The 25667-nt window shown below is 41.2% G+C and carries 28 protein-coding genes and 1 riboswitch; of the genes, 22 read left to right on the plus strand and 6 right to left on the minus strand.

Translation table 11 applies throughout. The features are described 5' to 3' along the window. Positions 1–5: 5 nt before the first annotated feature. Positions 6–524 (minus strand): DUF421 domain-containing protein, encoded by a 519-nt coding sequence (locus BK139_RS14830; protein WP_076260205.1) that lies wholly within the window; start codon positions 522–524, stop codon positions 6–8. Positions 525–701: 177 nt separating this feature from the next. Here BK139_RS14830 and BK139_RS14835 point away from each other — a divergent pair, with 177 nt between their 5' ends. The 17 genes from BK139_RS14835 to BK139_RS14920 all read left to right on the plus strand — a co-directional run bounded on the left by BK139_RS14835 (position 702) and on the right by BK139_RS14920 (position 16730). Then, positions 702–884: an SE1561 family protein gene (locus BK139_RS14835; protein WP_035326476.1), complete on the plus strand. Its 183-nt coding sequence runs from the start codon at positions 702–704 to the stop codon at positions 882–884. Between the two features lie 178 nt (positions 885–1062). Beyond that, positions 1063–2616, plus strand: a complete 1554-nt coding sequence (locus BK139_RS14840; protein WP_076260208.1) for a fumarate hydratase — start codon at positions 1063–1065, stop codon at positions 2614–2616. A gap of 118 nt (positions 2617–2734) precedes the next feature. Beyond that, entirely contained in the window at positions 2735–3526 is a 792-nt protein-coding gene (gene pdaA / locus BK139_RS14845) for a delta-lactam-biosynthetic de-N-acetylase (protein WP_076260210.1), read from the plus strand. A gap of 103 nt (positions 3527–3629) precedes the next feature. Beyond that, a complete protein-coding gene (locus BK139_RS14850; RefSeq protein ID WP_076260212.1) occupies positions 3630–4511 on the plus strand; it encodes a DNA-3-methyladenine glycosylase family protein in 882 nt (293 codons plus the stop codon). A gap of 19 nt (positions 4512–4530) precedes the next feature. Further along, positions 4531–5910, plus strand: a complete 1380-nt coding sequence (gene rlmD / locus BK139_RS14855) for a 23S rRNA (uracil(1939)-C(5))-methyltransferase RlmD (RefSeq protein WP_076260215.1) — start codon at positions 4531–4533, stop codon at positions 5908–5910. 43 nt (positions 5911–5953) lie between these two features. Beyond that, positions 5954–6151 carry a hypothetical protein gene (locus tag BK139_RS14860; RefSeq protein ID WP_076260217.1) on the plus strand — a complete coding sequence of 66 codons (198 nt, stop codon included), beginning with the start codon at positions 5954–5956 and terminating at the stop codon, positions 6149–6151. 672 nt (positions 6152–6823) lie between these two features. Further along, positions 6824–6906, plus strand: a riboswitch (cyclic di-GMP riboswitch). A gap of 466 nt (positions 6907–7372) precedes the next feature. Beyond that, positions 7373–8263: a hypothetical protein gene (locus BK139_RS14865; RefSeq protein ID WP_076260220.1), complete on the plus strand. Its 891-nt coding sequence runs from the start codon at positions 7373–7375 to the stop codon at positions 8261–8263. A gap of 11 nt (positions 8264–8274) precedes the next feature. Beyond that, complete coding sequence (locus BK139_RS14870; RefSeq protein ID WP_076260223.1) at positions 8275–8601, plus strand: hypothetical protein; 327 nt, start codon at positions 8275–8277, stop codon at positions 8599–8601. 102 nt (positions 8602–8703) lie between these two features. Continuing rightward, positions 8704–9267 carry a hypothetical protein gene (locus tag BK139_RS14875; protein ID WP_076260226.1) on the plus strand — a complete coding sequence of 188 codons (564 nt, stop codon included), beginning with the start codon at positions 8704–8706 and terminating at the stop codon, positions 9265–9267. A 786-nt stretch (positions 9268–10053) separates the two neighbouring features. Next, on the plus strand, positions 10054–10731 hold the full coding sequence (locus tag BK139_RS14880; RefSeq protein WP_076260229.1) for a conserved phage C-terminal domain-containing protein: 678 nt from the start codon (positions 10054–10056) through the stop codon (positions 10729–10731). Between the two features lie 191 nt (positions 10732–10922). Next, entirely contained in the window at positions 10923–11900 is a 978-nt protein-coding gene (locus BK139_RS14885; protein ID WP_076260231.1) for a tRNA dihydrouridine synthase, read from the plus strand. A gap of 430 nt (positions 11901–12330) precedes the next feature. Further along, the gene (locus BK139_RS14895) at positions 12331–12675 is read left to right on the plus strand and encodes a YhfM domain-containing protein (RefSeq protein ID WP_286148932.1); all 345 of its coding nucleotides are present in this window, start codon (positions 12331–12333) and stop codon (positions 12673–12675) included. A 103-nt stretch (positions 12676–12778) separates the two neighbouring features. After that, entirely contained in the window at positions 12779–12934 is a 156-nt protein-coding gene (locus tag BK139_RS14900) for a DUF1540 domain-containing protein (protein WP_076260238.1), read from the plus strand. Positions 12935–13080: 146 nt separating this feature from the next. Continuing rightward, entirely contained in the window at positions 13081–14547 is a 1467-nt protein-coding gene (locus BK139_RS14905; protein ID WP_076260241.1) for a protein adenylyltransferase SelO, read from the plus strand. Between the two features lie 115 nt (positions 14548–14662). After that, positions 14663–15013: a VOC family protein gene (locus tag BK139_RS14910; RefSeq protein ID WP_076260243.1), complete on the plus strand. Its 351-nt coding sequence runs from the start codon at positions 14663–14665 to the stop codon at positions 15011–15013. Between the two features lie 102 nt (positions 15014–15115). Then, positions 15116–15949, plus strand: a complete 834-nt coding sequence (locus tag BK139_RS14915) for an SPL family radical SAM protein (protein ID WP_076260245.1) — start codon at positions 15116–15118, stop codon at positions 15947–15949. Positions 15950–15977: 28 nt separating this feature from the next. After that, the gene (locus tag BK139_RS14920) at positions 15978–16730 is read left to right on the plus strand and encodes an AAA family ATPase (RefSeq protein ID WP_076260247.1); all 753 of its coding nucleotides are present in this window, start codon (positions 15978–15980) and stop codon (positions 16728–16730) included. Between the two features lie 40 nt (positions 16731–16770). On the opposite strand, the gene BK139_RS14925 is transcribed toward BK139_RS14920, so the two are convergent. The 4 genes from BK139_RS14925 to BK139_RS14940 form a co-directional block, all read right to left on the minus strand. Then, on the minus strand, positions 16771–17187 hold the full coding sequence (locus tag BK139_RS14925) for a VOC family protein (RefSeq protein WP_076260249.1): 417 nt from the start codon (positions 17185–17187) through the stop codon (positions 16771–16773). Positions 17188–17276: 89 nt separating this feature from the next. Beyond that, the gene (locus BK139_RS14930) at positions 17277–17579 is read right to left on the minus strand and encodes a DUF5634 family protein (protein WP_076260251.1); all 303 of its coding nucleotides are present in this window, start codon (positions 17577–17579) and stop codon (positions 17277–17279) included. Between the two features lie 87 nt (positions 17580–17666). Continuing rightward, positions 17667–18128, minus strand: a complete 462-nt coding sequence (locus BK139_RS14935) for a MarR family winged helix-turn-helix transcriptional regulator (protein ID WP_286148936.1) — start codon at positions 18126–18128, stop codon at positions 17667–17669. Next, a complete protein-coding gene (locus BK139_RS14940) occupies positions 18128–18604 on the minus strand; it encodes a glutathione peroxidase (protein ID WP_076260253.1) in 477 nt (158 codons plus the stop codon). The genes BK139_RS14935 and BK139_RS14940 overlap by 1 nt, the downstream gene beginning before the upstream one ends. 148 nt (positions 18605–18752) lie before the next feature. Here BK139_RS14940 and BK139_RS14945 point away from each other — a divergent pair, with 148 nt between their 5' ends. The 5 genes from BK139_RS14945 (at position 18753) to BK139_RS14965 (ending at position 24949) form a co-directional block, all read left to right on the plus strand. After that, a complete protein-coding gene (locus tag BK139_RS14945) occupies positions 18753–19766 on the plus strand; it encodes a DUF1835 domain-containing protein (protein ID WP_076260255.1) in 1014 nt (337 codons plus the stop codon). A gap of 82 nt (positions 19767–19848) precedes the next feature. After that, positions 19849–20913 (plus strand): C45 family autoproteolytic acyltransferase/hydrolase, encoded by a 1065-nt coding sequence (locus BK139_RS14950; protein WP_076260257.1) that lies wholly within the window; start codon positions 19849–19851, stop codon positions 20911–20913. Positions 20914–21012: 99 nt separating this feature from the next. Beyond that, the gene (gene hemG, locus BK139_RS14955; protein WP_076260259.1) at positions 21013–22398 is read left to right on the plus strand and encodes a protoporphyrinogen oxidase; all 1386 of its coding nucleotides are present in this window, start codon (positions 21013–21015) and stop codon (positions 22396–22398) included. Between the two features lie 344 nt (positions 22399–22742). Then, positions 22743–24470: a T7SS effector LXG polymorphic toxin gene (locus BK139_RS14960; protein WP_083675390.1), complete on the plus strand. Its 1728-nt coding sequence runs from the start codon at positions 22743–22745 to the stop codon at positions 24468–24470. A gap of 17 nt (positions 24471–24487) precedes the next feature. Continuing rightward, complete coding sequence (locus BK139_RS14965) at positions 24488–24949, plus strand: YrhA family protein (protein WP_076260264.1); 462 nt, start codon at positions 24488–24490, stop codon at positions 24947–24949. 477 nt (positions 24950–25426) lie between these two features. Here BK139_RS14965 and BK139_RS14970 read toward each other — a convergent pair whose 3' ends face one another. Then, entirely contained in the window at positions 25427–25651 is a 225-nt protein-coding gene (locus BK139_RS14970; protein WP_076260266.1) for a hypothetical protein, read from the minus strand. Positions 25652–25667: the final 16 nt, after the last annotated feature.

Below are 25667 nucleotides of genomic sequence, written 5' to 3' on the forward strand. Positions count from 1 at the left end.
TGGCATCAGCTTTTCTTTTGGCCAATATCAGACAAGGTGCTCATCGTGCTGGTTGAACTGCTCCTTTGAATAACTGACATACTGCCGTCAGTTTCAAACACAACCGCTTCAATTTCATCCATTGAGGAATGACCGCCAGAGCGCACTGCCTGCAGCACTTCTGATCGTAAAACCCTGTTCTCTTTTAAAGCCGATTCAACGAAATGGCCTCTATAATAGAGAAGTTCTGGACTGGCTTTTACGAGCTTATTGAATTTGGCTGAATGAAGAGATAGCCAGGAAACGATATACTGCAGGCTGATCAGTAGAATATAAGCAGTCAGCCCCTCGGCAAGTGATACCTGTTTATTAAGGAATATAGTGGCAAGGGTAGAGCCGATGGCAACTGTAACCACTAAATCAAATGCATTCATTTTGGTTAAGGTTCTTTTTCCTGCTACCCTTAGGAATATAACCAGGAATATATAACTCATTGCCCCAATCGAGAGAACTCTCCATATGTCCTGCCAGCTGGAAAAAAGCATGGTTTGCCTCCCTTCTATATAGTGTCTATTCCTTTTAAAGGAAGACAGTAAACGGACGATTTTTTATTCGTTTTCATGTTGCAGGGTGGCATTGACGGGTATATTAAGTAAAAACACTTATTTGCTGAAACAGCAGATTTCATGTAGGATGTAATCGAGACGAAAGGAGAGAACGTTTTGGGCAGTCCGATTCAAGATAAAAATTCACAGGTTACTTTTCTAAAACAGCGCTTAAATATGTTCCTGGACGTACTGGAAGCTATTGAGCCGGAAGACACTGAAATCGAAGACATCGACCGTCTGATTGAAATGATCGATGACCTCGAATCCAAATGCCGTGAATTTAATAACCGCGATTAACAATAGGAGCCTGAGGGCTCTTTTTTATTTGCGGGAAATTCCTTTTTCACCCTGTAAACGATTGCAACCTTTGTCTTTAAATACAATCAAGATAGGAGTATAATGATAGACGATTAATAATTATAATTTTCTTAAAAGATATAGCGATATAGGGAGCAAAGGGAAGGGGACTAAAGCAATGAATATCGACAAATTTCAGGAAAGCATGTATCAGCTGATTGTTGAGACATCCACGAATCTTCCGCGTGACGTGCGCCGTGCGATCAAATCAGCGAAAGAAAGAGAAAATGCCGGCACGAGAGCGGCGATGAGCTTAGATACGATTACTAATAATATTAAAATGGCTGATGATAATGTGTCGCCAATCTGCCAGGATACCGGCTTGCCGACATTCAAAATCAAGACGCCTGTCGGTGCGAACCAGCTGGTCATGAAAGAAGCGATTAAAAACGCAATTGTCCAGGCAACCAAGGACGGAAAGCTTCGGCCGAACTCTGTTGATTCTTTGACAGGAGCCAACAGCGGGGACAATCTTGGCTTTGGCACTCCCGTTATTAAATTCGAGCAATGGGAAAAAGACTATATTGACGCGCGCCTGATTCTAAAAGGCGGCGGCTGTGAAAATAAAAATATCCAATACAGCCTTCCATGTGAACTTGAAGGCCTTGGCCGCGCTGGACGCGACCTGGATGGAATCCGCAAGTGCATCATGCACTCTGTTTACCAGGCCCAGGGACAGGGCTGCAGCGCCGGTTTCATCGGTGTGGGAATTGGGGGAGACCGCTCTTCAGGCTACGACCTGGCGAAAGAGCAGCTGTTCCGTTCTGTAGATGATGTGAACCCGAATGAAGATCTTCGCAAGCTTGAAGATTATGTGATGGAAAATGCCAATGAGCTTGGCATCGGAACAATGGGCTTCGGCGGGGAAACCACGCTTCTAGGCTGTAAAGTCGGTGTGATGAACCGCATTCCGGCAAGCTTCTTCGTATCTGTTGCTTATAATTGCTGGGCGTTCCGCCGACTTGGCGTGGCAATCAGCATGGAAACAGGCGAAATTAATGAATGGATGTACCAGGAAGGCGAGTACATCGACTTTGGTGCAACTGAAGCTGAACTGGAGACAGCGGCAGCAGCAGAAACAGCAGAGCAAACTAACATCGTGACATTGCAGGCGCCGATTACGGAAGAACAGATTCGCGGTCTTAAGGTCGGTGATGTCGTTCAAATCAACGGCATGATGTACACTGGACGCGACGCCATCCACCACCACTTAATGGATCATGATGCACCAGTTGACCTTAATGGACAGGTTATCTACCACTGCGGTCCGGTCATGATGAAAGATGAAGACGGCAAGTGGCATGTAAAAGCAGCAGGTCCGACTACAAGTATTCGTGAGGAGCCTTATCAGGGTGACATCATGAAAAAGTTCGGTATCCGTGCTGTAATCGGAAAAGGCGGAATGGGGCCGAAAACATTGGCAGCACTTCAGGAGCATGGGGGCGTTTACTTAAATGCGATTGGCGGAGCTGCACAATATTATGCAGACTGCATCAAGTCTGTTGAAGGTGTGGACCTGATGGAATTCGGCATTCCTGAAGCTATGTGGCACCTTAAGGTTGAAGGCTTTACCGCAGTGGTGACAATGGATTCACACGGCAACAGCCTTCATCGTGATGTAGATAAATCTTCACTTGAGAAATTGGCTCAATTTAAAGAGCGTGTATTTTAATATTGGAACGAGAGAGACTGCATGCGGTCTCTCTTTTTTTGTGCATTTTTGCCAGCCGTTTCTGTGAATGTTTTTTTTTCATTCACAAACACTAAGAAAAAATATTGGAGGAGCTCAGATGAAAAAATTAAGTATCTTCCTGAGTGTTTTTATTCTGTTTTTTTCCGGAACAGCTTATGCAAACTACGGCAATTCGCCGGTTCATTGGGGATTTAAAAAGGCTAAAAATGAGGTGCCCGCTGAAGCGGGCAAGCCGCTTGATTCACTCCTTGAACGGCATGGCTCTTATTATAAAGGCGACACAAGCAAAAAGGAGATCTATTTAACATTCGATAATGGATATGAAAACGGCTATACCGGACAGGTCCTGGACGTTTTAAAAAAGGAAAATGTCCCTGCAGCTTTTTTTGTAACAGGCCATTATTTAAAAAGCGCACCGGATCTCGTCAAGAGGATGGCAGCTGAAGGGCATATAATAGGCAATCACTCCTGGCATCATCCTGATATGACAAGAGTGAGCGATGAGAAATTTATCAAAGAGCTTGAAATGGTCCGTGCTGAAACCGAAAAGCTGACTGGTGTTAAGCAAATGGCTTATTTGCGGCCGCCGCGCGGGATATTCAGTGAGCGTACATTGGCTCTTGCTAAAAAGGAAGGTTACACGCACGTATTCTGGTCACTTGCTTTTGTAGACTGGCACACTGACCGGCAGAAGGGCTGGCAGTATTCATATGACAATATTATGCGCCAGATCCACCCTGGCTGTATTCTGCTTCTGCACACAGTCTCCAAGGACAATGCCGATGCTCTTGAAAAAGCCATCCAGGATCTGAAAAAACGCGGGTACACGTTTAAGAGCCTCGACGACTTGACATGGGAGCAGGCGATTGGGGAGCGGATGCTGTACTGAAGTTTGGCAGGAATACAATGATCGGAGAAATAGACCCGGCTCGTCAGGGTCTATTTTTGCATAGGTAAACAATTTTAGCGAAAAAATGCTATAATCGGGGAAAATGATAAAGGACGGATTCTTCTTGGAAAAGATACAAGTAGAAGGACCTTATAATTTTGATCTCGTACTGGACAGGCTTTCGAACGATCCTCTTAATCAGGTTAATATAGAGGAAAGATCTGTGAAAGTACCTATGATGCTTAAGCGTCAGCCGGTCGTGGCAGAAGTAAAAGCTATCGGAACAACGGAACAGCCGGAATTTTTAATTTCCGGAACGGATGGCCCCCTTAAAGAAAAAGCAGCTGAGCGCTTATCGGAAATATTCCAATGGCATCTGCCGCTTGAGACCATTCACAAACATTTTCAAAACACAGAATTACAGCCGATATTTGAAGAGCATTATGGAACGCCTATTGTGCTCGACTTTGATCCATACGGCTGTATCTTGAAATGCATTATCCACCAGCAGCTGAACCTTGCGTTTGCACACACATTAACAGAACGGTTTGTGAAAACCTTTGGATTTGAACAAGACGGTGTGTGGTTCTATCCGCTGCCTGAAAAAGTGGCAGAACTTAAGGTGGAAGACCTAAGAGAACTGCAGTTCAGCGGACGGAAGGCGGAATATGTCATTGGCATTGCAAAAGAAACAGCCGCGGGAAATATAAACTTTGATGAGCTTAAAAACCTTTCAGATGAAGAAATTTATGATAAACTGATCAAATTGCGCGGTGTCGGTCCCTGGACTGTCCAGAATTTCTTAATGTTCGGGCTTGGCCGGCCAAATCTTTTTCCGGCTGCAGACATCGGCATCCAGAATGCCTTGAAAAAATTATATAAATTAGAAGTGAAACCGACTCTTGAGGAAATGGAGACATTTTCAAAGAGCTGGAATCCTTATTTGAGCTATGCTTCGCTTTATTTGTGGAGAAGCATCGAGTAATTTGGAGTGATGAAGGATCATGAAACAAGAACAAACAGCTAAATTACAACTAAAGCAGACGTTCCCGCTGACAATCAAAAGGCTTGGCATCAATGGCGAAGGTGTCGGTTATTTTAAAAGGCAGGTCGTATTTGTCCCTGGGGCACTGCCAGGCGAGGAAATTGTCGCAGAAGCAACAAAGGTAAATCCAAAGTTTTCTGAGGCCAAAATCAAGAAAATCCGCAAAAAGTCGGAGTTCCGCGTCCAGCCCCCATGCCCGGTCTATCATGAGTGCGGTGGCTGCCAGCTACAGCATCTCCGCTATGATCAGCAGCTGAAGGAAAAGCGGGATATCATTATTCAAGCTTTAGAACGGCACACAAAGCTGAATCCTGAGAAGCTGGATATAAAAGAAACCATTGGAATGGAAGATCCATGGAGCTACAGAAATAAAAGCCAGTTCCAGGTTGGCCAAAAAGACGGGAAGGTGCTGGCTGGTTTATATGGCATGAATTCGCACCGCCTGATTAATATTGAGCACTGTGCGGTCCAGCATCCGCAGACAACCAAGGCAACAGAAACAGTGAAGCGGATTCTTCAGGACCTGCGAATCCCCATTTATAATGAGAGAAACCGCAAAGGCATCGTGAGAACAATCGTTGCCAGGGTAGGGATAAAAACAGGCGAGCTGCAGATCGTATTAATTACAGCTCAAAAAGAGCTTCCTAAAAAAGAGATCATTATCGAAAAAATAAAAAGTGAGCTGCCTGAAGTAAAGTCCATCATCCAAAACGTGAACGGTGAAAAAACCTCCATTATTTTTGGACAGGAAACCACGAATCTGGATGGAAGCGACTTTATCCAGGAAACACTTGGAGACCTTCAGTTTGAACTATCGGCACGGACTTTCTTCCAGCTGAACCCTGAACAGACGGTCAAGCTTTATAATGAAGTCAAAAGAGCGGCGGCTTTAACAGGCAAGGAAAAAGTAGCTGACGCATACTGCGGCGTAGGAACGATTGGACTATGGGTAGCCGATCAGGCAGCCGAAATCCGCGGCATGGATATCATCAGAGAATCCATTGAAGATGCAAAGAAAAACGCGGCCCGCCATGGAATCAAGCATGCCCAATACGTAGTCGGCAAAGCAGAAGAATGGCTTCCGAAATGGACAAAAGAAGGCTGGAAGCCGGACGTCATCATTGTTGATCCGCCAAGAACAGGACTGGACCAGCAACTGTTAAAGACGATTTTGAAAGTCCAGCCGAAGAAAGTGGTTTATGTCTCGTGTAACCCATCCACATTGGCGAAGGATATTTCAGTCTTGAGTTCCAAATATAAAGTAAATGGGATACAGCCTGTGGATATGTTTCCGCAGACGGCGCATGTTGAGGCGGTTACACTGCTTGAACTCAAATAACTCGTTTGTGTTTCTATAAAAATTAGCAGGGAGAGAATTTTGTATGGATGCAAATAAAAAATGGCTCTCCATTCCTAAAGAATTTAGAAGCCAACTTAGAAAAAACGTCTTTTGTACAAAATGTAAAGATGCTGTCACTATGGAGAGTTTTACGATTGGAGACCATCAATTTGGATTAGTTCTGCATGGCAAATGCCAGCAGTGCGGGCATGAAGTGGTAAGAGTTGTTGAAGCTGAGTAAAGTTATATATAGATAGCTATCTGCCTCAAGGGGGATCAGCAGTTTATGTGCTTCTTTCAGACTCCATCCTGAAACAAGCCTGAATGAGGAGTGGTTGTTGTTAACCGCTCTTTTTTTGTTGAAGTAACAAAAGGTTGTGGTGGGAGGGAGAATCTGTCCCTTTGACCCGTCCTGGATCTATTCTAATAGATAAATACTTATCATTTTTTTTTGCTAATTTGAAAGCCGACTTTTTGTTCATGAGTCTAAGTAATCTCTGCTTAATTAGCTTATTATCGGGTTAGTATTTGTTTCTGTATTTCCAAAAATATGCATCTTGGATTTTTATACTCCAAGTCTGTACTTGAAAAATATGATTTATTTTCTGTAAAAACTTCACCTTATTGACTATGTAATAAATAAAAAAAAGATTTGGAATTTTAACCATCGAAGAATAATCTCTGTCATCACCACTCTAGCCACTGGAAGTTTGGGAAAGATTGTAGTAACAAAATTAATTAAGCTCTACTGCTTAATAGGATAATAGGTTGAACTTCGTTTTTAGTTTTGCTAATTTTAAGATGATTTTCAGGAAACATTCTAAGTATTTAATTCATTTGGAATAATAAACAACAAGGAACATATTTACAAATTGGTAAAAAAGTAATAAACTAACAATAGTCGAAAATACCTAAATTCAAATGGCAAACTACTTGAAAAAGTAGGACGCAAAACTATAGGGGCTAAATCTTCTGACACGCCAGCCAGTTGTAAATCTTTTATAGATTTTCAACGTCCTATAACGGGCGTTTTTTTGTTTTATAGCTGAATATAGGAATGTTTGAAGGAAAAACTTAACCTGATACACATAGGCTTATAAAATTATGTTTAGTATCGTTCTAAATATTATCTGTTTAGGTGTCGTGTTGATGGCAGTTGGATCAATAGCGAAGTTAACTGTGAAGGCATTGATTAAAGCAAATTGTATTATAATGGTTTCGAAACTGCGAAAACATTAAAAACCACAATGTTATTATATTTCAAAAATACATCTACTAACCGATTGTCAAATCAAGAAGTTACTATACTATGATAGTTTATAAAAAATTGGAATAATTCGATTGGATGGAAATGAAGATATAAAGGAATTTATTTTGGTTTATACCGTAGAAAGGTTAATGAAGGATTTTTTATCAGCAATATACACTAAAATATGAAAGTTTTGAAAGGTGTTTGGGGAGCATGGGTGGTATGTTAGATAATTTTTTTTCAAAATCGGAACAAAAGAAGTTAGCTGAATTTTCTCGGAGAGCCAAAAAAGAGTTATCCTCTTTGCCATTAATATCAGCGATTGGTGATTCACTTCAAGGTGCTTCAGGATTAGGAGAACTTCAACAAAATTTAATAGATCATCCTGACAATCCTAAAAATTGGCTTTTTTACTTTGAAGCCTTTACTTTCTATAAAAGAATAAATAGTGGTGTCAATGTAGGACGTGGGGTCATTAATCCTGTGGGTTTTTTTGCAGGTAAAGGTATATCAAAAGGGTTAAATACATTGGATGATACCTATGAATCTTTTGATCCTATAAAATGTTTGGGCATGACAATTGCTTTATCTATGAAAAGAATAAAGGATAAGAATAGAAAAATATTAGGTGAGGACCTTGTTATCTTGGCTAAAGCATTAGGGTACTCAGCAGCATCTGCAAATACAATAAATCAAAGAAACAAAATGCTAAACTATGGCATTGATTATATGTCACGGGCAATTCAAGTGGAAAAAAACCAAGGAAAAAAAGCGGAATACTTATTTTATCTTTCTCAACTCTATGATCAGGGACAGAAAAAAACATTGAAACTAAGAACATTAAATATATCTAGAAAATTGGGATTCCAGCCTGCAGATAAATTATTAAAATCTTTATTAAAAAAGAAACTGCAAGATAACAATGATAAATTAGTCATAGATCAAACAGTAACAAATACGCCATATAGAGCATTCTATTTAACATATTATCCAGACATTGATTCACGTATTGAAAATACTTGGGAACATGTAAAGAAGCAGCAGCAAAAGAAGTTATCTGAAACAGGTAAGAGAATTGGGAGTTTTTTAGACAAACATTTATAGGAGGATGCAAAATGGCTATAGATTTTGACCCATTCGATGTATTAGATATGAACTATGACATGGAAGTTGATGCAAACGATCTACAAATGTACGAGTTGGAAAACCATGGTACCTATTCAATCAATGATATTGATCATGATTTAGTTCTTGATAAATTCGATATGGATTTAAATAATGATCTATATATAGACAAATTTCAAGCAGATTTAGATCACAATAATATAATTGATAGTTTCGAGCAAAACTTTGGACTTACTAATTGGAATCATGATTTAAACCATGATAAAAACATCGATGCTATAGACCAGGCTTTGGCTAAAAGTATTTATGGTCTATAGAATCATAAGTTAAGTCATGTCTAGAGTTATATTGAAAATGAAAATAAATTTTTCTTGACTGGTGTTAGTCTTTTTTGCCTATGACTATAAAGGTGGATAATGATGAGTTTTAAATATTGCCCTAATTGTGGTTTAAAGAGAAAAGTGAATTCAGCTCATTGTAGTAATTGTCAATTTAATTTCAACTCTATTAGTTTTAGTAAAATGAAAGATTCAATAGAAAATCGAAATAATCAATCAGTTGATAAACCAAATGTGCTTTTCTCGGTAATTAGTTTTATGACAAATACAATTTTTATCTTTTGGTATGTATGGCTATATTTTATAACTAAAGAGACTATTACCCGTGGTGATTCCGAAATTCAAGTTATTACATATCCAATTTTGTTAGCTTTATTCTTTTATATTCTTTCAGCAATATTATATTTTAGGAAAGGCGGATTTTTTTTCTGGATATCTGTAATCTTGGTTTTGATTATGATAGTACCAGAAGTAATATTTTTGTTTGAATTTAAGGAGTTCTATAATAGCGTTGGGAATATTTATGGAGATATCGATTCGTTTTTAGTCATCTCAGCAATCCCATTATTTTTCTCCCTAATTATTTGTGCATGTAACGTTGTGATTATTTTCTTGAGGTTAATAAAAAAGCCAGGTAAAAGTTGAAATGAACGCGTCGAAGTAATTTAATTTTTGATGAATGTGTTACAAAAGTACTTTATGATTTAATATGCTTTCTTCAAAGATTAGATGGTAAGAATATTCTTATGTAATAATGGCTTTTTGGACTAGTCATCTGTGATGACAGTATGTACTAATTTGTGAGGGGCGCATGGAGTGAATTTATACGCCTTACTCTATTTAAATCGCAAGTGCTATTCAAATATATTAATGAGATTTATATGCACGATCAAATCCTCACATGTTGAGGCGTGTACGCTGCTGGAACTCAAATAATACAATTGTGCCGGATCAGCTATTAATCGCAAATAAGCAAACATTAATATGCCTATAACATGATAATTACTATTTTATAGGCTTGTTTCAGACCTCCGTCCTGAAACATTTGAATGAGGAGTGGTATGCTGACAACCGCTCTTTTTTTGTTGAAATAACAAAATGTTATGCTCGAACGATGAACCTGTCCCCCTGACCCGCCTGATGAATTCAGTTTGACCCCTTTGAAGCATGCCCGCCTGAGCAAACCAATACCATAGAGTACTACAAAGAATACTTACAAAATGATATACATAGCCTCACTTTTTCAGTCAGCTGAAAGGTTTCATTTCTGATGTTTTAATCAGTCATATTAAAAATTTTTTAATTTACCCTGTCCTTTTTGCTGTTTTCTTTATATATAAGGGGTGAGGGAGCTGAATCAATGGATAGTGTCAATGATGACCTTTTTGAGATTCAGCGAACCATTTCTGGAGATATTCTGGAGGGATTCAAATGAGCAAGTTTTTGGTGGGGGAGCGGCCCATTATAGTGATTCCATCGCTCGCGGTGAAGCTGGGAATGAAGGAGGCGATAGTGCTTCAGCATGTCCATTATTGGCTTTCGGTCAGCAGGAATGAGAAGGATGGCCGAAAATGGGTTTACAACACATATGAAGAATGGAAGAAACAATTGCCTTTCTGGTCGCTGAGTACAATTAAACGGACGATTGCCATTCTTGAGGAAAAGGGTTATCTCCTGTCGGATAACTTCAATGCACATAATTGGGATCAGACGAAATGGTATTCGATTGACTATGAAAAGCTGAAAGAGATTGAGGGAGAATTAAAGGGGCCAATTCAAATGAAGGGCAGTGAATATTCCCATCAGGATGGCGAGGAAACGGACATTCCGTATGCTGCCATCATCCAATATCTTAATGAGAAAACGGATTCGGGCTACCGGGAGAGCTCCAGGAAATCGAGGAGTCTGATCAGGGCCTGGTGGGAACAAGGCTTCACCTTTAAGGATTTTCAAAAGGTTATTGATTTGAAGGCGGCCGAGTGGAAGAGAGACCCGCAATATTCCCGCTACCTGAGACCTGAAACACTGTTTGGCTCAAAATTTGAAGCGTATTTAAATCAAAAGCCGCAAACGAAACAGCTGCGGGAGGAAGATTTTAACCTAGACTGACTAACTGGAATTGCTAAAGAGCCGCTGATTAAAAACTAAGGAAAAAATATCTAATGTGAAACCTCTGCAGGCAGTTTGATAAAAAGTGACCAACCATGGTATAAGTGTATAAGTAGCAGAAATAGGCTGCTTTTTAATTTTGGGATATGGGTAAGCATGGTATCCCATAATGAGAGGATTGGAATGTAAAGATGAAAGAAAATTTCTGGCGTGAGTTACCGCGGCCATTTTTTATACTGGCACCCATGGAAGAGGTGACAGATGTTGTTTTCCGCCATGTGGTGAGTGAAGCAGCAAGACCTGATGTGTTTTTTACAGAGTTTACAAACTCAGATAGTTATTGTCACCCTGAGGGGGTCAATAGTGTGCGCGGGCGTTTGACTTTTACTGAGGATGAACAGCCAATTGTCGCACATATCTGGGGAGATAAGCCTGAATACTTCCGTCAAATGAGTATTGGGATGGCGGAAATGGGTTTTAAGGGATTGGATATCAATATGGGCTGTCCGGTCCCCAATGTGACCCAGAATGGGAAGGGAAGCGGGCTGATCCGCCGTCCCGAACTGGCAGCAGAACTAATACAGGCAGCCAAAGCAGGAGGTTTGCCTGTAAGTGTAAAGACAAGGCTTGGTTTCACGGAGGTAGATGAATGGAAGAACTGGCTGAAGCATATTTTGGAGCAGGACATTGCGAATCTTTCCATCCATCTGCGTACACGGGACGAAATGAGCAAAGTGCCGGCGCATTGGGAGCTGATTCCTGAGATTAAGGAACTTCGTGACCAGGTTGCACCGGATACCCTTTTGACCATCAATGGAGATATTCCTGATCGTCAAAAAGGCTTAGAGCTTGCCGAGAAATACGGGGTTGATGGAGTCATGATTGGACGCGGCATATTCCATAATCCATTTGCCTTTGAAAAAGAGAAGAAGGATCATACTAGTGAGGAATTGCTGGACCTCTTAAGCTTGCATATGGATCTCCATGATCAATATTCACATTTAGAGCTGCGGCCGTTCACCGCTCTTCACCGCTTCTTCAAAATCTATGTCAAAGGATTCCCAGGGGCAAGTGCACTAAGAAATCATTTGATGAACACAAGGTCAACAGACGAAGTGCGTGAATTACTTGATGTCTTTGCGTCAAAGAACCTTGAACAAAATAACTGATTACTATAGGAGGATGGGCTTGTGGTCCATCCTCCTTTTTTAAAAATAAATTTTGGCTTTTTCACAAGGTTTTTTGCTTTTTGTATTGTATTTACTGAGTTGATTGGAGCGGAAGGTGCGAGATCCTCGAAAATGCATTCGCATTTTCTTCGTGCGGTGTTTACTCAGGGAGCTTATTCAATGCCAGCGGGAGTAGCGGGACAGGTGAGACCCCGCAGACGCGGAGCGCCGAGGAGGCTCACCGCCCGCCCCGCGGTTCGCTGAGCAGCCTGGAGCGGAAATCAACGGACAGCATTGCTAAGCGAAAACAACAATTTATACGCAAGAGCCAAAATATTAAACTTGAGGTATGAGGATGAAAGCTTTTTTATTATGCACATTCATAGTATTTTCTTTTGCAACCATATCAGGCTGTCAATCAGCTGAAACAATGGTTCTGCTTGATGAAGAGATCAGAGAAATCAAAGTTTCAAAATCAGAGGGTTTAGGCGGAATAAATGAAGAAAGTTTTATTGCTTTCAAGGACAGAAAATCGATCGCTATATTTGAAAAAGCAATAAAAACTGCGGTAAAACAGTCAGGGAAGGCAGATATCAGGAAACCTGAGTATGATATAGCAGTTGAATACAAAGGAGATCTCCCTTCTCACGGCATTCATTTATGGCTCGGCGAGGATAATAAAAAGAGCGCCTTCATGTATATTACCAGCGAAGATATTTACCAGACCTCACCGCAAATGACAAAGAAACTAAGAAGCCTAATCCTCTCAGACTAACTCCCTCAAGGAACATTCCGCCTCGATTTGGAATATTATCCCATATGGTTAACGATCAGAAAAAGGGGTATATAATCACTAAACCAAAAGGAGGTGGCCAAAAATGGAAGTAGAAGTTTTGTGTAACGTGGAAAACTGTAAGTACTGGGCTGAAGGTGATAAATGTGTAGCTGACTCTATTTATGTGATTGGCCAGAATGGCCGGGAAGCGGATGAAATAGAGGAAACAGCCTGTAAAACGTTTGAGCAGGATGCATAAGCATGAGAAAGCCTGACCGCCGGAGGATTAAAACAATCCCGGCTGTCAGGTTTTTTTACATACAAAAAGATGCCCGCTATGTTTTACAAGAAAGGGTATAATAAAGAAAATGACTATAAAACCATGAAAACAAGGAAGGAGTTATGATGACAATTAGCAATGAAATCGGATGGAATTTTGACAATAGCTATGCGCGGCTCCCGCAGACATTCTTTTCAAAAATGAAGCCCAACCCTGTACAATCCCCTGAGCTGGTGATCCTTAACGGGGAACTGGCGAAGTCTCTGGGATTAAATATGGATGCATTGACAAGTGAAACAGGTATTGAGGTCCTTTCAGGCTCTCAAGTTCCAGAAGAAGCTGAACCTCTCGCTCAAGCTTATGCAGGACATCAGTTTGGACATTTTAATATGCTTGGGGATGGCCGGGCAATGCTGATTGGCGAGCAGATAACACCAGAGGATAAAAGGGTCGACATTCAGCTGAAGGGCTCCGGCAGAACGCCATTTTCGCGCGGCGGAGATGGGCGGGCGGCACTGGGCCCTATGCTTCGGGAGTACATTATCAGTGAAGCCATGCATGCCCTTGGAATTCCCACTACCCGCAGTCTGGCGGTTGTAACAACAGGGGAAGCCATTATCCGGGAAACCATGCTTCCGGGTGCGATCCTGACAAGAGTGGCGGATAGCCATATACGGGTGGGGACTTTTCAATATGCGGCGAATTGGCGGCCTGTTGGGGAACTTAGAATCCTGGCAGATTACACGATTGAGCGTCATTATCCTGAAATCAAAGAAGATGACAATCCTTACCTGGCTCTCCTAAAGAAAGTGATCCAGCGTCAGGCTGCACTCATTGCGAAATGGCAGCATGTAGGCTTCATCCATGGAGTCATGAACACCGACAATATGGCAATCAGCGGAGAAACGATTGATTATGGTCCGTGCGCCTTTATGGATAAGTATGATCTGGCAACTGTCTTCAGTTCCATTGACAGGGAAGGCCGTTATGCTTATGGAAATCAGCCGTATATTGGCGGCTGGAATCTGGCGAGATTTGCGGAAACCCTTTTGCCTCTGCTGCATGAAGAGGAAGAGGAAGCTGTTAAAATAGCTCAGGGCGCTATTTCAGAATACAATAAAATGTATCAGGACTATTGGCTTGCCGGCATGAGGGCAAAGCTTGGGATCTTTAATGAAGAAGCAGAAGATGAAGCCCTTTTTACCGGACTTCTAAAGATTATGCAAAAGTCTGAAGCCGATTATACGAACACATTCCGTGCCTTAACTCTGGGCGACCTTGAGAACACTGTGTTAGGTAATGATCAGGAATTTGCCGGCTGGCATGGTCAATGGCAGGAAAGGCTGACCAGGCAGAAGGAAACCAAAGAAGAAGTAAATCAGTTAATGAGGGCCAGCAACCCGGCCATCATCCCGCGAAACCACCGGGTGGAAGAAGCTCTGGAAGCAGCGGTTAACAATGGAGACTACAGCGTAATGAAAAAGCTTCTTGCAGCGCTGGAGAATCCTTATGCTTATAGGGAAGATCAGGAAGAATACTGCAGACTTCCAGAGCCAGCCGGCGCACCATATCGAACATTTTGCGGAACTTAATAACAATAAATAGGCAAAGCCTGACCCCATTATCGGGTCAGGCATTTTTTATTATGCAGGAATTTTCATTTTAGAAAAGAATACTATCTATGATTAAAAAAAGGAGGAAATTTCCATGTTAAATCAATTATGTGTTATTACGATCAAAGTAACGGATTTGAAACGTGCGGTGAATTTTTATACTGAGGTTTTAGACTTCAAAGTATCGAAACATTATGGAGATAAAATTGTCAGTCTTGTACATAATGATGTGCCGGTTGTTCTGGAAGAAAGCGCAGATGAAAAAACGGGATCAAACGTATTGCCTGGAATCCTCTCAAAGAATATCGAAAATGATTTTATCAGAATGAGAGAAGCTGGTGTGAAAATGCTTTTTGAAAATCCTCAAGTTTGTCCACCTGGACGTTACTTCATTATTGAGGATCCTTCAGGAAATCAGATTGAAATAGTTGAGTTCTCTAATTGATAGAAGAGTTCTAATGGCAGGAGAAGCTAGTGCTTATTGTTGACATCATGAACTCAAAGTGTTACTTTCAATATAGAACATACATTCGATTTGGTGATTGACTTGAACATACAGCTTAAAGAAATTATATCAAAAAGTATCTTAACACCTGCAAAAGGTGCTATAGACAATTTTACTCATTCAATGAACCCCTATGCAGGCTGTACGTTTGGATGTAAATATTGCTACGTAAGGGAGCTCCCTGTTTCCATTTTCCGTGAAGAGGAATGGGGTTCGTGGATTGATATAAAATCAAATGCGGCCGAGCTTTTGGAAAAAGAATTGACTAAAGCTAAGAAAAGGGGAAAAGTTTCTTTATTTATGTCCTCTTCCACTGATCCTTACCAGCCGATTGAATATACCTCAAAACTGACCAGAAGTTTATTGGAAGTTATGCTTGAAAATCAGCCTGACTTTTTACATGTACAAACCCGTTCACCACTGGTGAAGCGGGATATCGATTTATTCCAGCAATTCAGAGACAGAATCAGAATTTCTATGACAATCGAGACAGACAAAGAAGAGGTCAGAAAGGCATTTGCACCAGCAGCACCTCCCATCCCGGCAAGAATGGCTGCACTAAAAGCTATAAAAGATGCAGGAATTATAACTCAGGCAACACTGGCCCCTTTACTTCCATGCTCAAGGGAATTTCCGGCAAAACTAAAATCTATTGCGAACCGTGTTACGATTGACGATTTTTGGATGGGGGATGGAAGCGGAGGAAGAAGGACCGAAAGACTGGGAATCCGCAAGATTTTTGATGAGCTTGGTTTGGAGAAATGGTATAATCCGTCTGCATATAAAGTGGTTCTTAAAATGCTGGAGCAGGAATTTCAAGATGCACCCATTCAATTAGGTGTATCCAAGGCGGGGTTCAGCCCAGATGGCAAATAGCTGACTAAAGTATATATGAGGTATTTTTATGGATCTATTAAGTTCACCATACGTAAGAGGCATTAGGCTTAAAAGAGAAGATATACCATCCTTCCATCAGTATCCCTTCAGCCTTCCGAGCCTGAAAACGCTGGATGAGATGGCGTTTCACCCGAAAGTCACCTTTCTGATCGGCGAGAATGGGATGGGTAAGTCGACCCTGCTGGAGGCGGTTGCGGTTGCACTGGGATTCAATGCGGAAGGCGGATCATTTAATTTTAATTTTTCTACCTTTGATTCACATTCCATACTGGGCGAATATTTAAAGGTTATAAAAGGCGTAGATAGGCCGTCTGATGGTTTTTTCTTAAGGGCAGAGAGCTTCTATAATGTAGCTTCCAATATTGAAGAGATGGATAGGGAAGGCGGCGCACCAAAAGTGATTGACTCCTTTGGGGGCCGTTCTTTACACGAGCAGTCGCATGGGGAAGCATTTTTCTCCACCTTTCTTCATCGCTTTCGCGGGAGCGGAATCTACATTCTGGATGAGCCTGAAGCGGCACTTTCACCATTGCGGCAAATGTCCATGCTGACAAGGATTCATGATTTGGTCAGCGACCATTCACAATTTATTATTGCTACCCATTCTCCGATCATTATGGCCTATCCGGATGCAGCCATATATGAATTCACTGATGACGGCATCTCGGAAAAGAAGCTCGAAGAAACGAATCATTACCGCATTATGAAGCAATTCTTTGATGATAAGAATCGAATGCTCCATCATTTGCTGAATGAATAAAAAAATGGAGGCTGCATGCCTCCATTATTCTCTATGTATGTTATTCGCTTTCGTGGCTGAACATCCAGTTAACCCCGAATTTATCTGTTAACTGGCCAAAGCTCTTGCTCCAGAATGTTTCCTGCAGCTCCATGGTTACATTACCGCCATCTGCCAGATTGTTGAAATACTTTCTCATGTTATCCACATCATTAATGACAACTGCGAGATTAATGTTATTTCCTACTGTAAACGGCATACCTGGAAATGTATCTGAAAACATGACAGTACTGCCGCAAATAGTAAGGCTTGAATGCATAACCAGATTTTTGGCTTCCTCCGGCAGAGGATATTCAGGATTCTGCGGAGTTTCACCAAAAGTTGTAATCTCCGGCATTTCCAGTTCAAAAGCCTTTACATAAAATTCAATTGCTTCCCGTGTATTACCATTAAAATTTAAATAGGCATTAACAGCCAACCTGTCCACTCCTTCCTTTAAATACAATTCCATTATAGACAAAATATTCTAATATTAATATAGTTCAAAAGTCAAAATCACAACAATCTTTATAATTCCTGAAGTGCTTTTTCTATACTGGTAAATCCGCTTCTATCAGCACGATCGGGTTCATCTGATTCAATGGTCCACTCATTTCTTTCAGGTGATAATCCTCCATTCCCATCTTTAAAGAATGGACTGTGCACATGGTACGTTTTCCCTGCTTTTTTCACCGTGTATCCCATATAGCAGTGCTGGTCCTGGCCTTCTTCCTCGAAAATGCCAATATCATCGATTCCATATTTGTCTATATAGGACTGAAATGGCTCCTGCAGTGAATTTAAAACTTGCTCTCTTGGTAAAAACTCCATTATGCTTGCTCCCTTCCATATTAGCTATCCTTAATATGGCTATTTTTGGAGGGATTAAACACGGAACTGTGAAAAGAGTACCCCGCATCAGCGAGGTACTCTGCTTCTTAGCTTTATTCTCAGGTTTCCGAGAAGCTTCATAAGTTCTTCATATTCTTCGAGTTCAATGCTGCACGTCTGAATGGCCTCTCCGACACTTTTAGTGATATACAGTTTTTCGTTGTGTGCTTTTTCCTCAAGGAAGATATACACCTTGCGTTCATCCGCTTTGGAGCGTTCTTTTCGAAGCCATCCGTTAGAAATCATCCTTGAGATCATCGGGGTGAGTGTCCCGGTGCCAAGGTTCAGTCTTTCTCCAAGCTCTTTGGCTGTCATGCCATCCTTTTCCCAAAGGGCCAGAAGAACCAGATACTGCGGATAAGTTAAGCCGAATGGCTGAAGGGCACTTGTATACAGTTTGGTAAATTCGCCTGCTGTTTCATAAACAGCAAAACAAAGCTGTTTATCCAGTGTAAAAAAATCTTTCACATTATCACCTGATTCCGGCATTACAATAACTTCGTCAAATCATCCTCAATTTTTCCAGGCTCTGTTGTTGGAGCATAGCGTTCTACAACCTGGCCGCCCTGGTCCACGAGGAATTTGGTAAAGTTCCACTTAATGTTTTTGGACAGAATGCCCTTTTTCTGTTCTTTCAAGTAAGCAAACAATGGATCCGCATTGTCGCCATTTACATCAATTTTTGCGAAAATCGGGAAAGACACACCATAATTGAGCTGACAAAACTCAGTGGTTTCTTCAATATTATCGAATTCCTGGTTATTGAACTGATCACAAGGGAATCCAAGAATTTCAAGGCCCTTGTCTTGATACTTTTCATAGAGCTCCTGCAGCCCTTTAAATTGGGGCGTCAACCCGCACTTGCTTGCTGTGTTTACGATAATTAGAGGCTTTCCTTCGTATTCTTTCAGAGATTTCAATTCACCATTCGTTTTCTTGACTTCAAAATCATAAACCGTTGTCATTGGGATACCTCCTATTTTTTAATCGTGTGCGATTTAATCTTAAGCGATTTAAATTCCTTTTGCAACAAATCAGCTTTTTATGAAACTAGCATTAAGGTTCATTCGTAGGAAAGATAGATTTCCAATTCATTTACAAAGGATGATTATAATGTTGGACGAATTGCGGGAAGCAATTGAGAAACTGCCGGAGCATGGGGCGAAGAGCTATTTATTTAACATATTGCTTCGGGTTCACTTATTAAAAAACAGTGCTGATTCTCAGGAAGAGATCATGGAACTGCTTAATGATATTCAAAAAAAGATATTTTTTTATTCCCAGGGGAGGAAATTGGAGCGGGAATATGAAACATACCACATTGTGTGTGGAGAATCACCGGCAGGCGCTTTAAAGGTTGGTCTCAGTAAAGAGAATAAAGTCATTGGCTTTCCTGACTTTTTCAGCAATGGACCTCTCTGGAGGATGGATGAAGAGGAGGGGAGAAAACATCGATTAGAATGGCTGAAGGATCATATTAATATACCTGAGGATTATCTGGAAAAGGAATATGAAAGAAAAATAGCCTCAGCACTCGAGGAGATTGGTGCCATTCCTGAAAGAAAACCGATCGTGATCTGGACCGCTGACAACGCCGATGAACAAACCGGTTTGCGGTTTTTCCTGTACGTATTAAGAAACAAAGATAATAATGTGCATGTTATTAATACTGCTCAGTCATATAAGGAGCTTTTTCCTGCGAAAAAGAATCAAGTCCTTTTAAGGCACTCAGGTGAAGCAGCTCCGGAAAAACTGAAGATCATATTAGATAAAAACATGGGAAGCCCCTTATCTGCAGAAGAAAGAACCAGGTTTGTATCGGATTGGCAGGCGCTCTCCATGACAAAGGAAGTACTGCGCATATGGGAAGAGAATGAAATACATAGTATGCCAGAGAGTTATTTTGATGACTATATCATCGAATCAGCCAGGAAGCTTCATAAAAGCAACAAGGGTTTTATAAAATCAGCCAGATTAATCGGGGAAGTGATAGGGCATCTGGATGAGCCAATTGGTGATGGCTTTGCTGAGTTTAGAGTAAGATCCCTAATTTATAACGGTGTATTTGCGATAAAAGGAATTCCGAAAAGTATGAGGTTTTATAGCATTAAACTGAAAGAGATATAGAATTTCATAAATCCCTCGGCTGGAATTTCGTGCAGCCTTCCTTTATTCTAAATAAAAGAAACGAATAGAAGAGGGATCAACTTTGAAAAAGATTTACAGTGATATTATTCAATTTCGCGGCACTCACTTTGATTTTGGCTTTATGCAGGGAGAGCGAATAAAGGATTCTCTTTCTGTTAAAAATCGGGAGGATCAGTGGAAGGTACGGAAGCCGCGTTTTTCAATAAATGAAGCAGAAGTGAAAAAAGCAATTACGAGGTTTGCGCCCGGAATCTGGGATGAGCTGCTTGGGATACAGGAAGCGCTGCAATGGCCGATGAAGCGGGTGTTACAGGAATTTGGCGGGTATCGACTTGATTATGTCCGTTCAGGCTGTTCCATTCTGACAGGGGCTGATTACCTGGTCCGCAATTATGATTACCATCCGAAAACCTATGAAGGGCGCTATACCTTTTATCAGCCAACCGATCAGGGCTTTGCGATTATGGGTCCCAGCCAGAGGGTGACTGGCCGGATGGATGGCATGAATGAAAAAGGGCTTGTCATCGGCTATAATTTCATGAACCGTAAAAAGCCTGCTGATGGCTTTATCTGCTGCATGATCGGCCGCCTGATTTTGGAGGCATGTGCAAATGTCAAAGAAGCGGTTGAGATGCTGAAGGAAATTCCGCACCGCCATTCCTTTACCTATGTGGTGTATGATACAAGCGGAGAGACATATGCAGTGGAAACATCTCCGAGAGGTGTAGAGGTCCGTCAGACGACTGCCTGTACAAACCATTTTGAAATCATGAAGGATGAAAACCGCAACCATCTGGCTGACAGCTTGCGCAGGCTGGATGTCATGAAAAGCCGTCAGGATGGGCGCCTGGATGCACATGATGCATTCCGCCTTCTGAATGATAGTGATAAAGGTGTCTTTTCAGATCTTTATGGAAGCTGGGCAGGGACCATTCATACATCAGCCTATCTGCCGGGAGAGATGAAAGCCTGGTTTGCGCTCGGCGGCGACAGAGAGCCAGTAATTTTTGACTTTGGGCATTGGCTCGATGGCCAGGATATTGAAATGAATAGAATCACTGGTGAAGTGGATACGGACATTCCCTTTTTGCATATGGATGAGCATGCGAACTGGTTCAGGAAATGATAATGTTTTTGAAAAATGGACAAACCCTCACGTACTTTCATCTCTACATGTTGTGGTACACTTTATATATGAATTGGATGTAAACTGAGGTGCATACGAGTGAAAACAGTATTAGTCATAGGCGGCGGTGTAACAGGATTGTCCGCTATGTATGAACTGAATAAGTGGAAAAAAGAAAACGATCAGGATATACGGCTGGTGCTGGCGGAATCAGCAGAACAGCTTGGCGGAAAAATCCGCACAGTAAGAGAAGGCGGCTTCACAATCGAGGCGGGTGCTGATTCGATTGTTGCCCGCAAAGCGGATGCGATGAATTTTATCCAGGAGCTCGGTTTGGAAGAAGAGGTTGTGTACAATGCGGCGGGACGGTCGTATATTTACACTGACGGCGAGCTGAAGCTGATCCCGGCAGATTCTGTATTTGGGATTCCGGCCAGTGTTGAATCTCTTGCCAAATCAACACTTGTTTCAGCAGAAGGAAAGGTTGAAGCCCTGAAGGATTTTTATACGAAAAATGACCGATTTACAAAGAACGATTCGATCGGCGATTTCCTTGAGCACTTCTTTGGAAAAGAATTGGTGGAAAAACAAATTGCGCCTGTTCTTTCGGGAGTATATTCCGGAAATCTCAGTGAATTAACCATTGCTTCGACTCTTCCGCAGGTGTTTGATTATAAAGAAAAATACGGCAGCATCATAAGAGGGTTCGAGGAAAATAAAAAGGTGTTCCAGAGCGGCGGGGGAAAGAAGTTCCTTTCCTTTAATAAAGGCCTGGATACATTAATTGATGCTTATGAAGAAAGATTGGACGGAACAGAAATAGTAAAAAGCACACAGGCTGTTAAAATAGAAAAGACAGATCGCAGATATAAGGTTGATTTCTCAAATGGCGAAAGCCTGGAGGCAGATCATATAGTGCTCGGCATTCCGCATAATGCAGCTGCAGTCCTGTTTGATGATGAGGAGCTAAAAGCGGAGTTCGAACCGTTGAAGAACAGTTCCCTGATTTCTATTTATCTTGCTTATGATATTCCAGACAGCGAACTGCTTGAAGACGGGACAGGCTTCATCACGGCCAATACGGATGAACTAACCTGCAATGCCTGTACATGGACAAGCCGCAAGTGGAAGCATACATCGGAAAGCGGTAATTTGCTTGTAAGATTATTTTATAAAAGCAGTCATCCGGCCTTTGCCTCTCTAAAGGAAATGGGTGAAGAAGAGCTCTTGAAGACGGCTCTGGCTGATATTGAAAAAAGTCTTGGCATTACGGCCGAGCCTGCAGCCAGTGAAGTGACAAATTGGACTGAAAAAATGCCGAACTATCTGATTTCCCATCCTGAGACAGTAGCAGCCATTGAAAGCAGACTGGGCCGGGAATACCCTGGAATATGGCTTGCAGGCTGCTCTTATTACGGTGTCGGCATTCCTGATTGCATTGAAAATGGGGCAGAAACGGCCGGTAAAATTATTGAGAAAATGTAAAACGAAAATCGTGTAAGTAAATGGTTCCGTTTTCGGGTGCTTTAATTGAATTAGCAAATCCTTAAATTATAAAAACTCGCAATTTTCTAATGCGAGTTTTTTTGTTATAACCTGATAGTAAGCAACAATGTTTACGAAAACAGCCCAAAAAATTAAGAGTGGGTTATGCAGCTATGTTTTACCTTAAGTCGGGATCAATGATGACTACAGCATATTTAAAGGAATTAACAGCTTTTAAGGAACTTTTTACACTATTTCATGCCTAAATTCCTATTCAACTAATTGCCCGGGTCCTTTAAGATGAAATAGAAGAAAATGGAATTTATAATGCGGAGCTGATTCTATTGAAGGTATTAGAAGCAGATTCCTTGCTTGCAGGAATCGACGAGACGAGCAATCAATTATCTATCCTTAAAGATCAGGTAAATCAAGTTCAGGTATCCATCCAGGAGCTGGTGTCTCTCGAAGATGCTTTTAAAGGGCAGGGCGGCCATGCTATACTTGCGTATTACCAGGAATGCCACCAGCCTTTTCTGCAATTCCTTGAATTCTGGATTGGCGAGTATCAATCCTATTTAAAAAGTTTCATAGGTTCATTGCGGGATCTTGAACCCTCTCATTCAGGCTTAATCCGCCAGGAATTCCTGGTGTATGAGCTCAAACAGGGGCTGAGAAGCACCCTGCAGATTACCGCAGATCTAACACATGAAGCAAATGAGATTATGAAGTCAGTAAGTGATATTGTTGTGCTTCCACGGCTGGAGGATGGCCGTTTTATCCAGACATCAAAGCGAGCTGAGGATTCAAGTCAAGAAACCGTTGAGAAACTGGAGGACTTCGACCATCAGGAAACGGCTGCATTGGAGCCTCTACTGCAAGATCTATCCCTCATGAACCAGTACATCCAAAAAATGGCGGGCATGTTCCAAAGCGGCAGCTTATCTCTGGCCCAATATCAGCCTAAATCTCTCAGCTGGAAGGATTACCAGGAGGAAATATCGAATCCTAATCCAGGAAGTGGCCAAGGTATTCTTCAGGATATAGCTGAAGGAGCTATTGAGGGGGCATCCAAAGCCGTAGGGGATACATGGGATGGGCTGAAGTCGACCTATGAGCTGGGCAGGAACATCATGGGCCCATTTAATCCACTGTTTTTGGGCAGTGAATTGCTGTTTAACCGTGACCAGTTAATCGAAAACCAAAGGAAGCACCAGGAATTCTATCTAGGAATATTAAATGATCCCATCGGAAAAGTAAGCCAGGCTCTGGATATGCCGAAATACATATGGTCCGCTGTTACCAATGCCTGGCAAAGGGATGTTGTCAATGGAGATGCTAAAAGTCGGACAGCCTTTTTTACCTATGGCCTGACTACCCTTGGAATTGGATTTCTCGGGGATAAAGGAATTGGTAAAGCCGGTACAATCGCCAAAACGGTAGGCCAGGTTACTAAGGGAGAAAAGGGACTTTCATTTCAGACGCATGGGCCAACACCAGCAATGGTAGGAGGATCAGCTCAGGGCATAGTACCTTACAATGTACTTCATAATCCTTTGACACAGATTAAGAAGTTAACAGTTGAGGGGTATAGTTCCAAGCCTACAGATAAAATTGAAAAAGATGATTACTTTATCGGTACATTAAAGGGAGAAAAAGTCCACTTAAAAGGCGTGAAAGTAGAAGAGATTATATATACAAAAAGACTTCCAGAAGAAACTGCGCAATTAAGAAGGACCTTTAATAATTCTGTAAAGAAAAGTTTCCTTAAAACTTTTGCTAACGACCCAATAAGAATACAAACTCTTCGAAACGCAGGGTTAGATAATAATGATATTGCCAGAATGAAAGATGGCCTTAATCCAAAGGGATGGCAAGTCCATCACAATTTGCCTTTAGATGATGGTGGTACCAATGATTTTACTAACTTGGTATTGATAAAAAATGATCCATATCATAAAGCAGTTACGAATGAACAAAACTCTCTAACAAGAGAGTTAACTCCTACACAAAGTAAGAAGATTAATTGGCCAATTTTTGAAGATGAGGTTTACCCACCGGAACCTTTTAAATAAAGAAGGGATGAGAAGATATGGCCCAGTGGAAAGAATTATTGATACAAATAAAAAAAATTGAAAAGAAATATGGAAGTTCACTAAGGAATCCAGTTACGGATGTAGAGATCAGCAAGTTGCAGCTGGACATTCAGGAGAAATTAGGGAATATTGAATTACCAAAGTCTTATGTAGAGTTTTTGAAAACTGTAAATGGATTAGACTTTAATGGGTTGGTCATTTATGGTGTTGATGAACATCTACTTGATGACCAAGAAGTTGAAGATCTTCAGGGGTTTGTTGATACAAACGAGATTTGGTATGAAAATGAATGGCAAAAGCAATATATATTTTGGGGAGAGTCTGATACAGCCTGGTACTGTTTAGACCTGCATAAGGAAATATATCTTGAATTAGACAAACCCTCTGGAACCCAAATCCAATCATTTGAAAGTTTTGATTCCATGTTAACTGAGGCTTTACAAACAACTTTATTATAACAGTTTCCAAATGGATAATAGTACTGTCATTTTCTCAATGGCTATTATCTCAAACTTTAATTCACTTGAAAGCACAAAAAATGCATGTCTTGATAACAATAAGACATCAAAGGCTGAAAAGAACTTCTTAGCTATTATCTGGTCTGTAGCTTGTGAATAATTCATATTCGTTATTTCACTAACTGTGATTATTTTAGGTGTTTTAAGTGGAATCGTTGGTTGGCTTATAGGGATGTTCGTCAGTAATAACTTAATGTAGAGTACAGCATGTAACGAGGGAGTTAATCGAGATTGGAACGAACGGGTATTAGCTCAATAAGAACGACTAATTTATTACAAAGAAAACTCGCCATTTTAGGGGCGAGTTTTGCTATTTGTATGCCATATTGGATGTCAAAGGACTGTCATTTCTGTGCATTTTTTTAGAAAAGTACTTCAAAACGGAACCCTTTTCTGTGTAAGATGGGGATTTTTTGCTCATATGATTTTGGTCAGATCCTTAGGACTTTCAATCTTCATTTGCTCCAATTCGAGCTTCATCTTTTCTGTTTCAAGCAGAAAGTTTTCCTGCTTCAGCTTTTCCAGGGTGATTTCATCTTTTATCATATTATGTTTGATCTTTGCGAGTTTTTGAGTGTGAACAGTCATGATGGCAATGATGGGAATAGAGAAAATCATAATCACGGCAATAGTACCTGTCAAATTTCCTGCACCTCAC

The organism is Paenibacillus sp. FSL R5-0490 (genome assembly GCF_001956215.1).
Taxonomy (GTDB): domain Bacteria; phylum Bacillota; class Bacilli; order Bacillales; family Cytobacillaceae; genus Cytobacillus.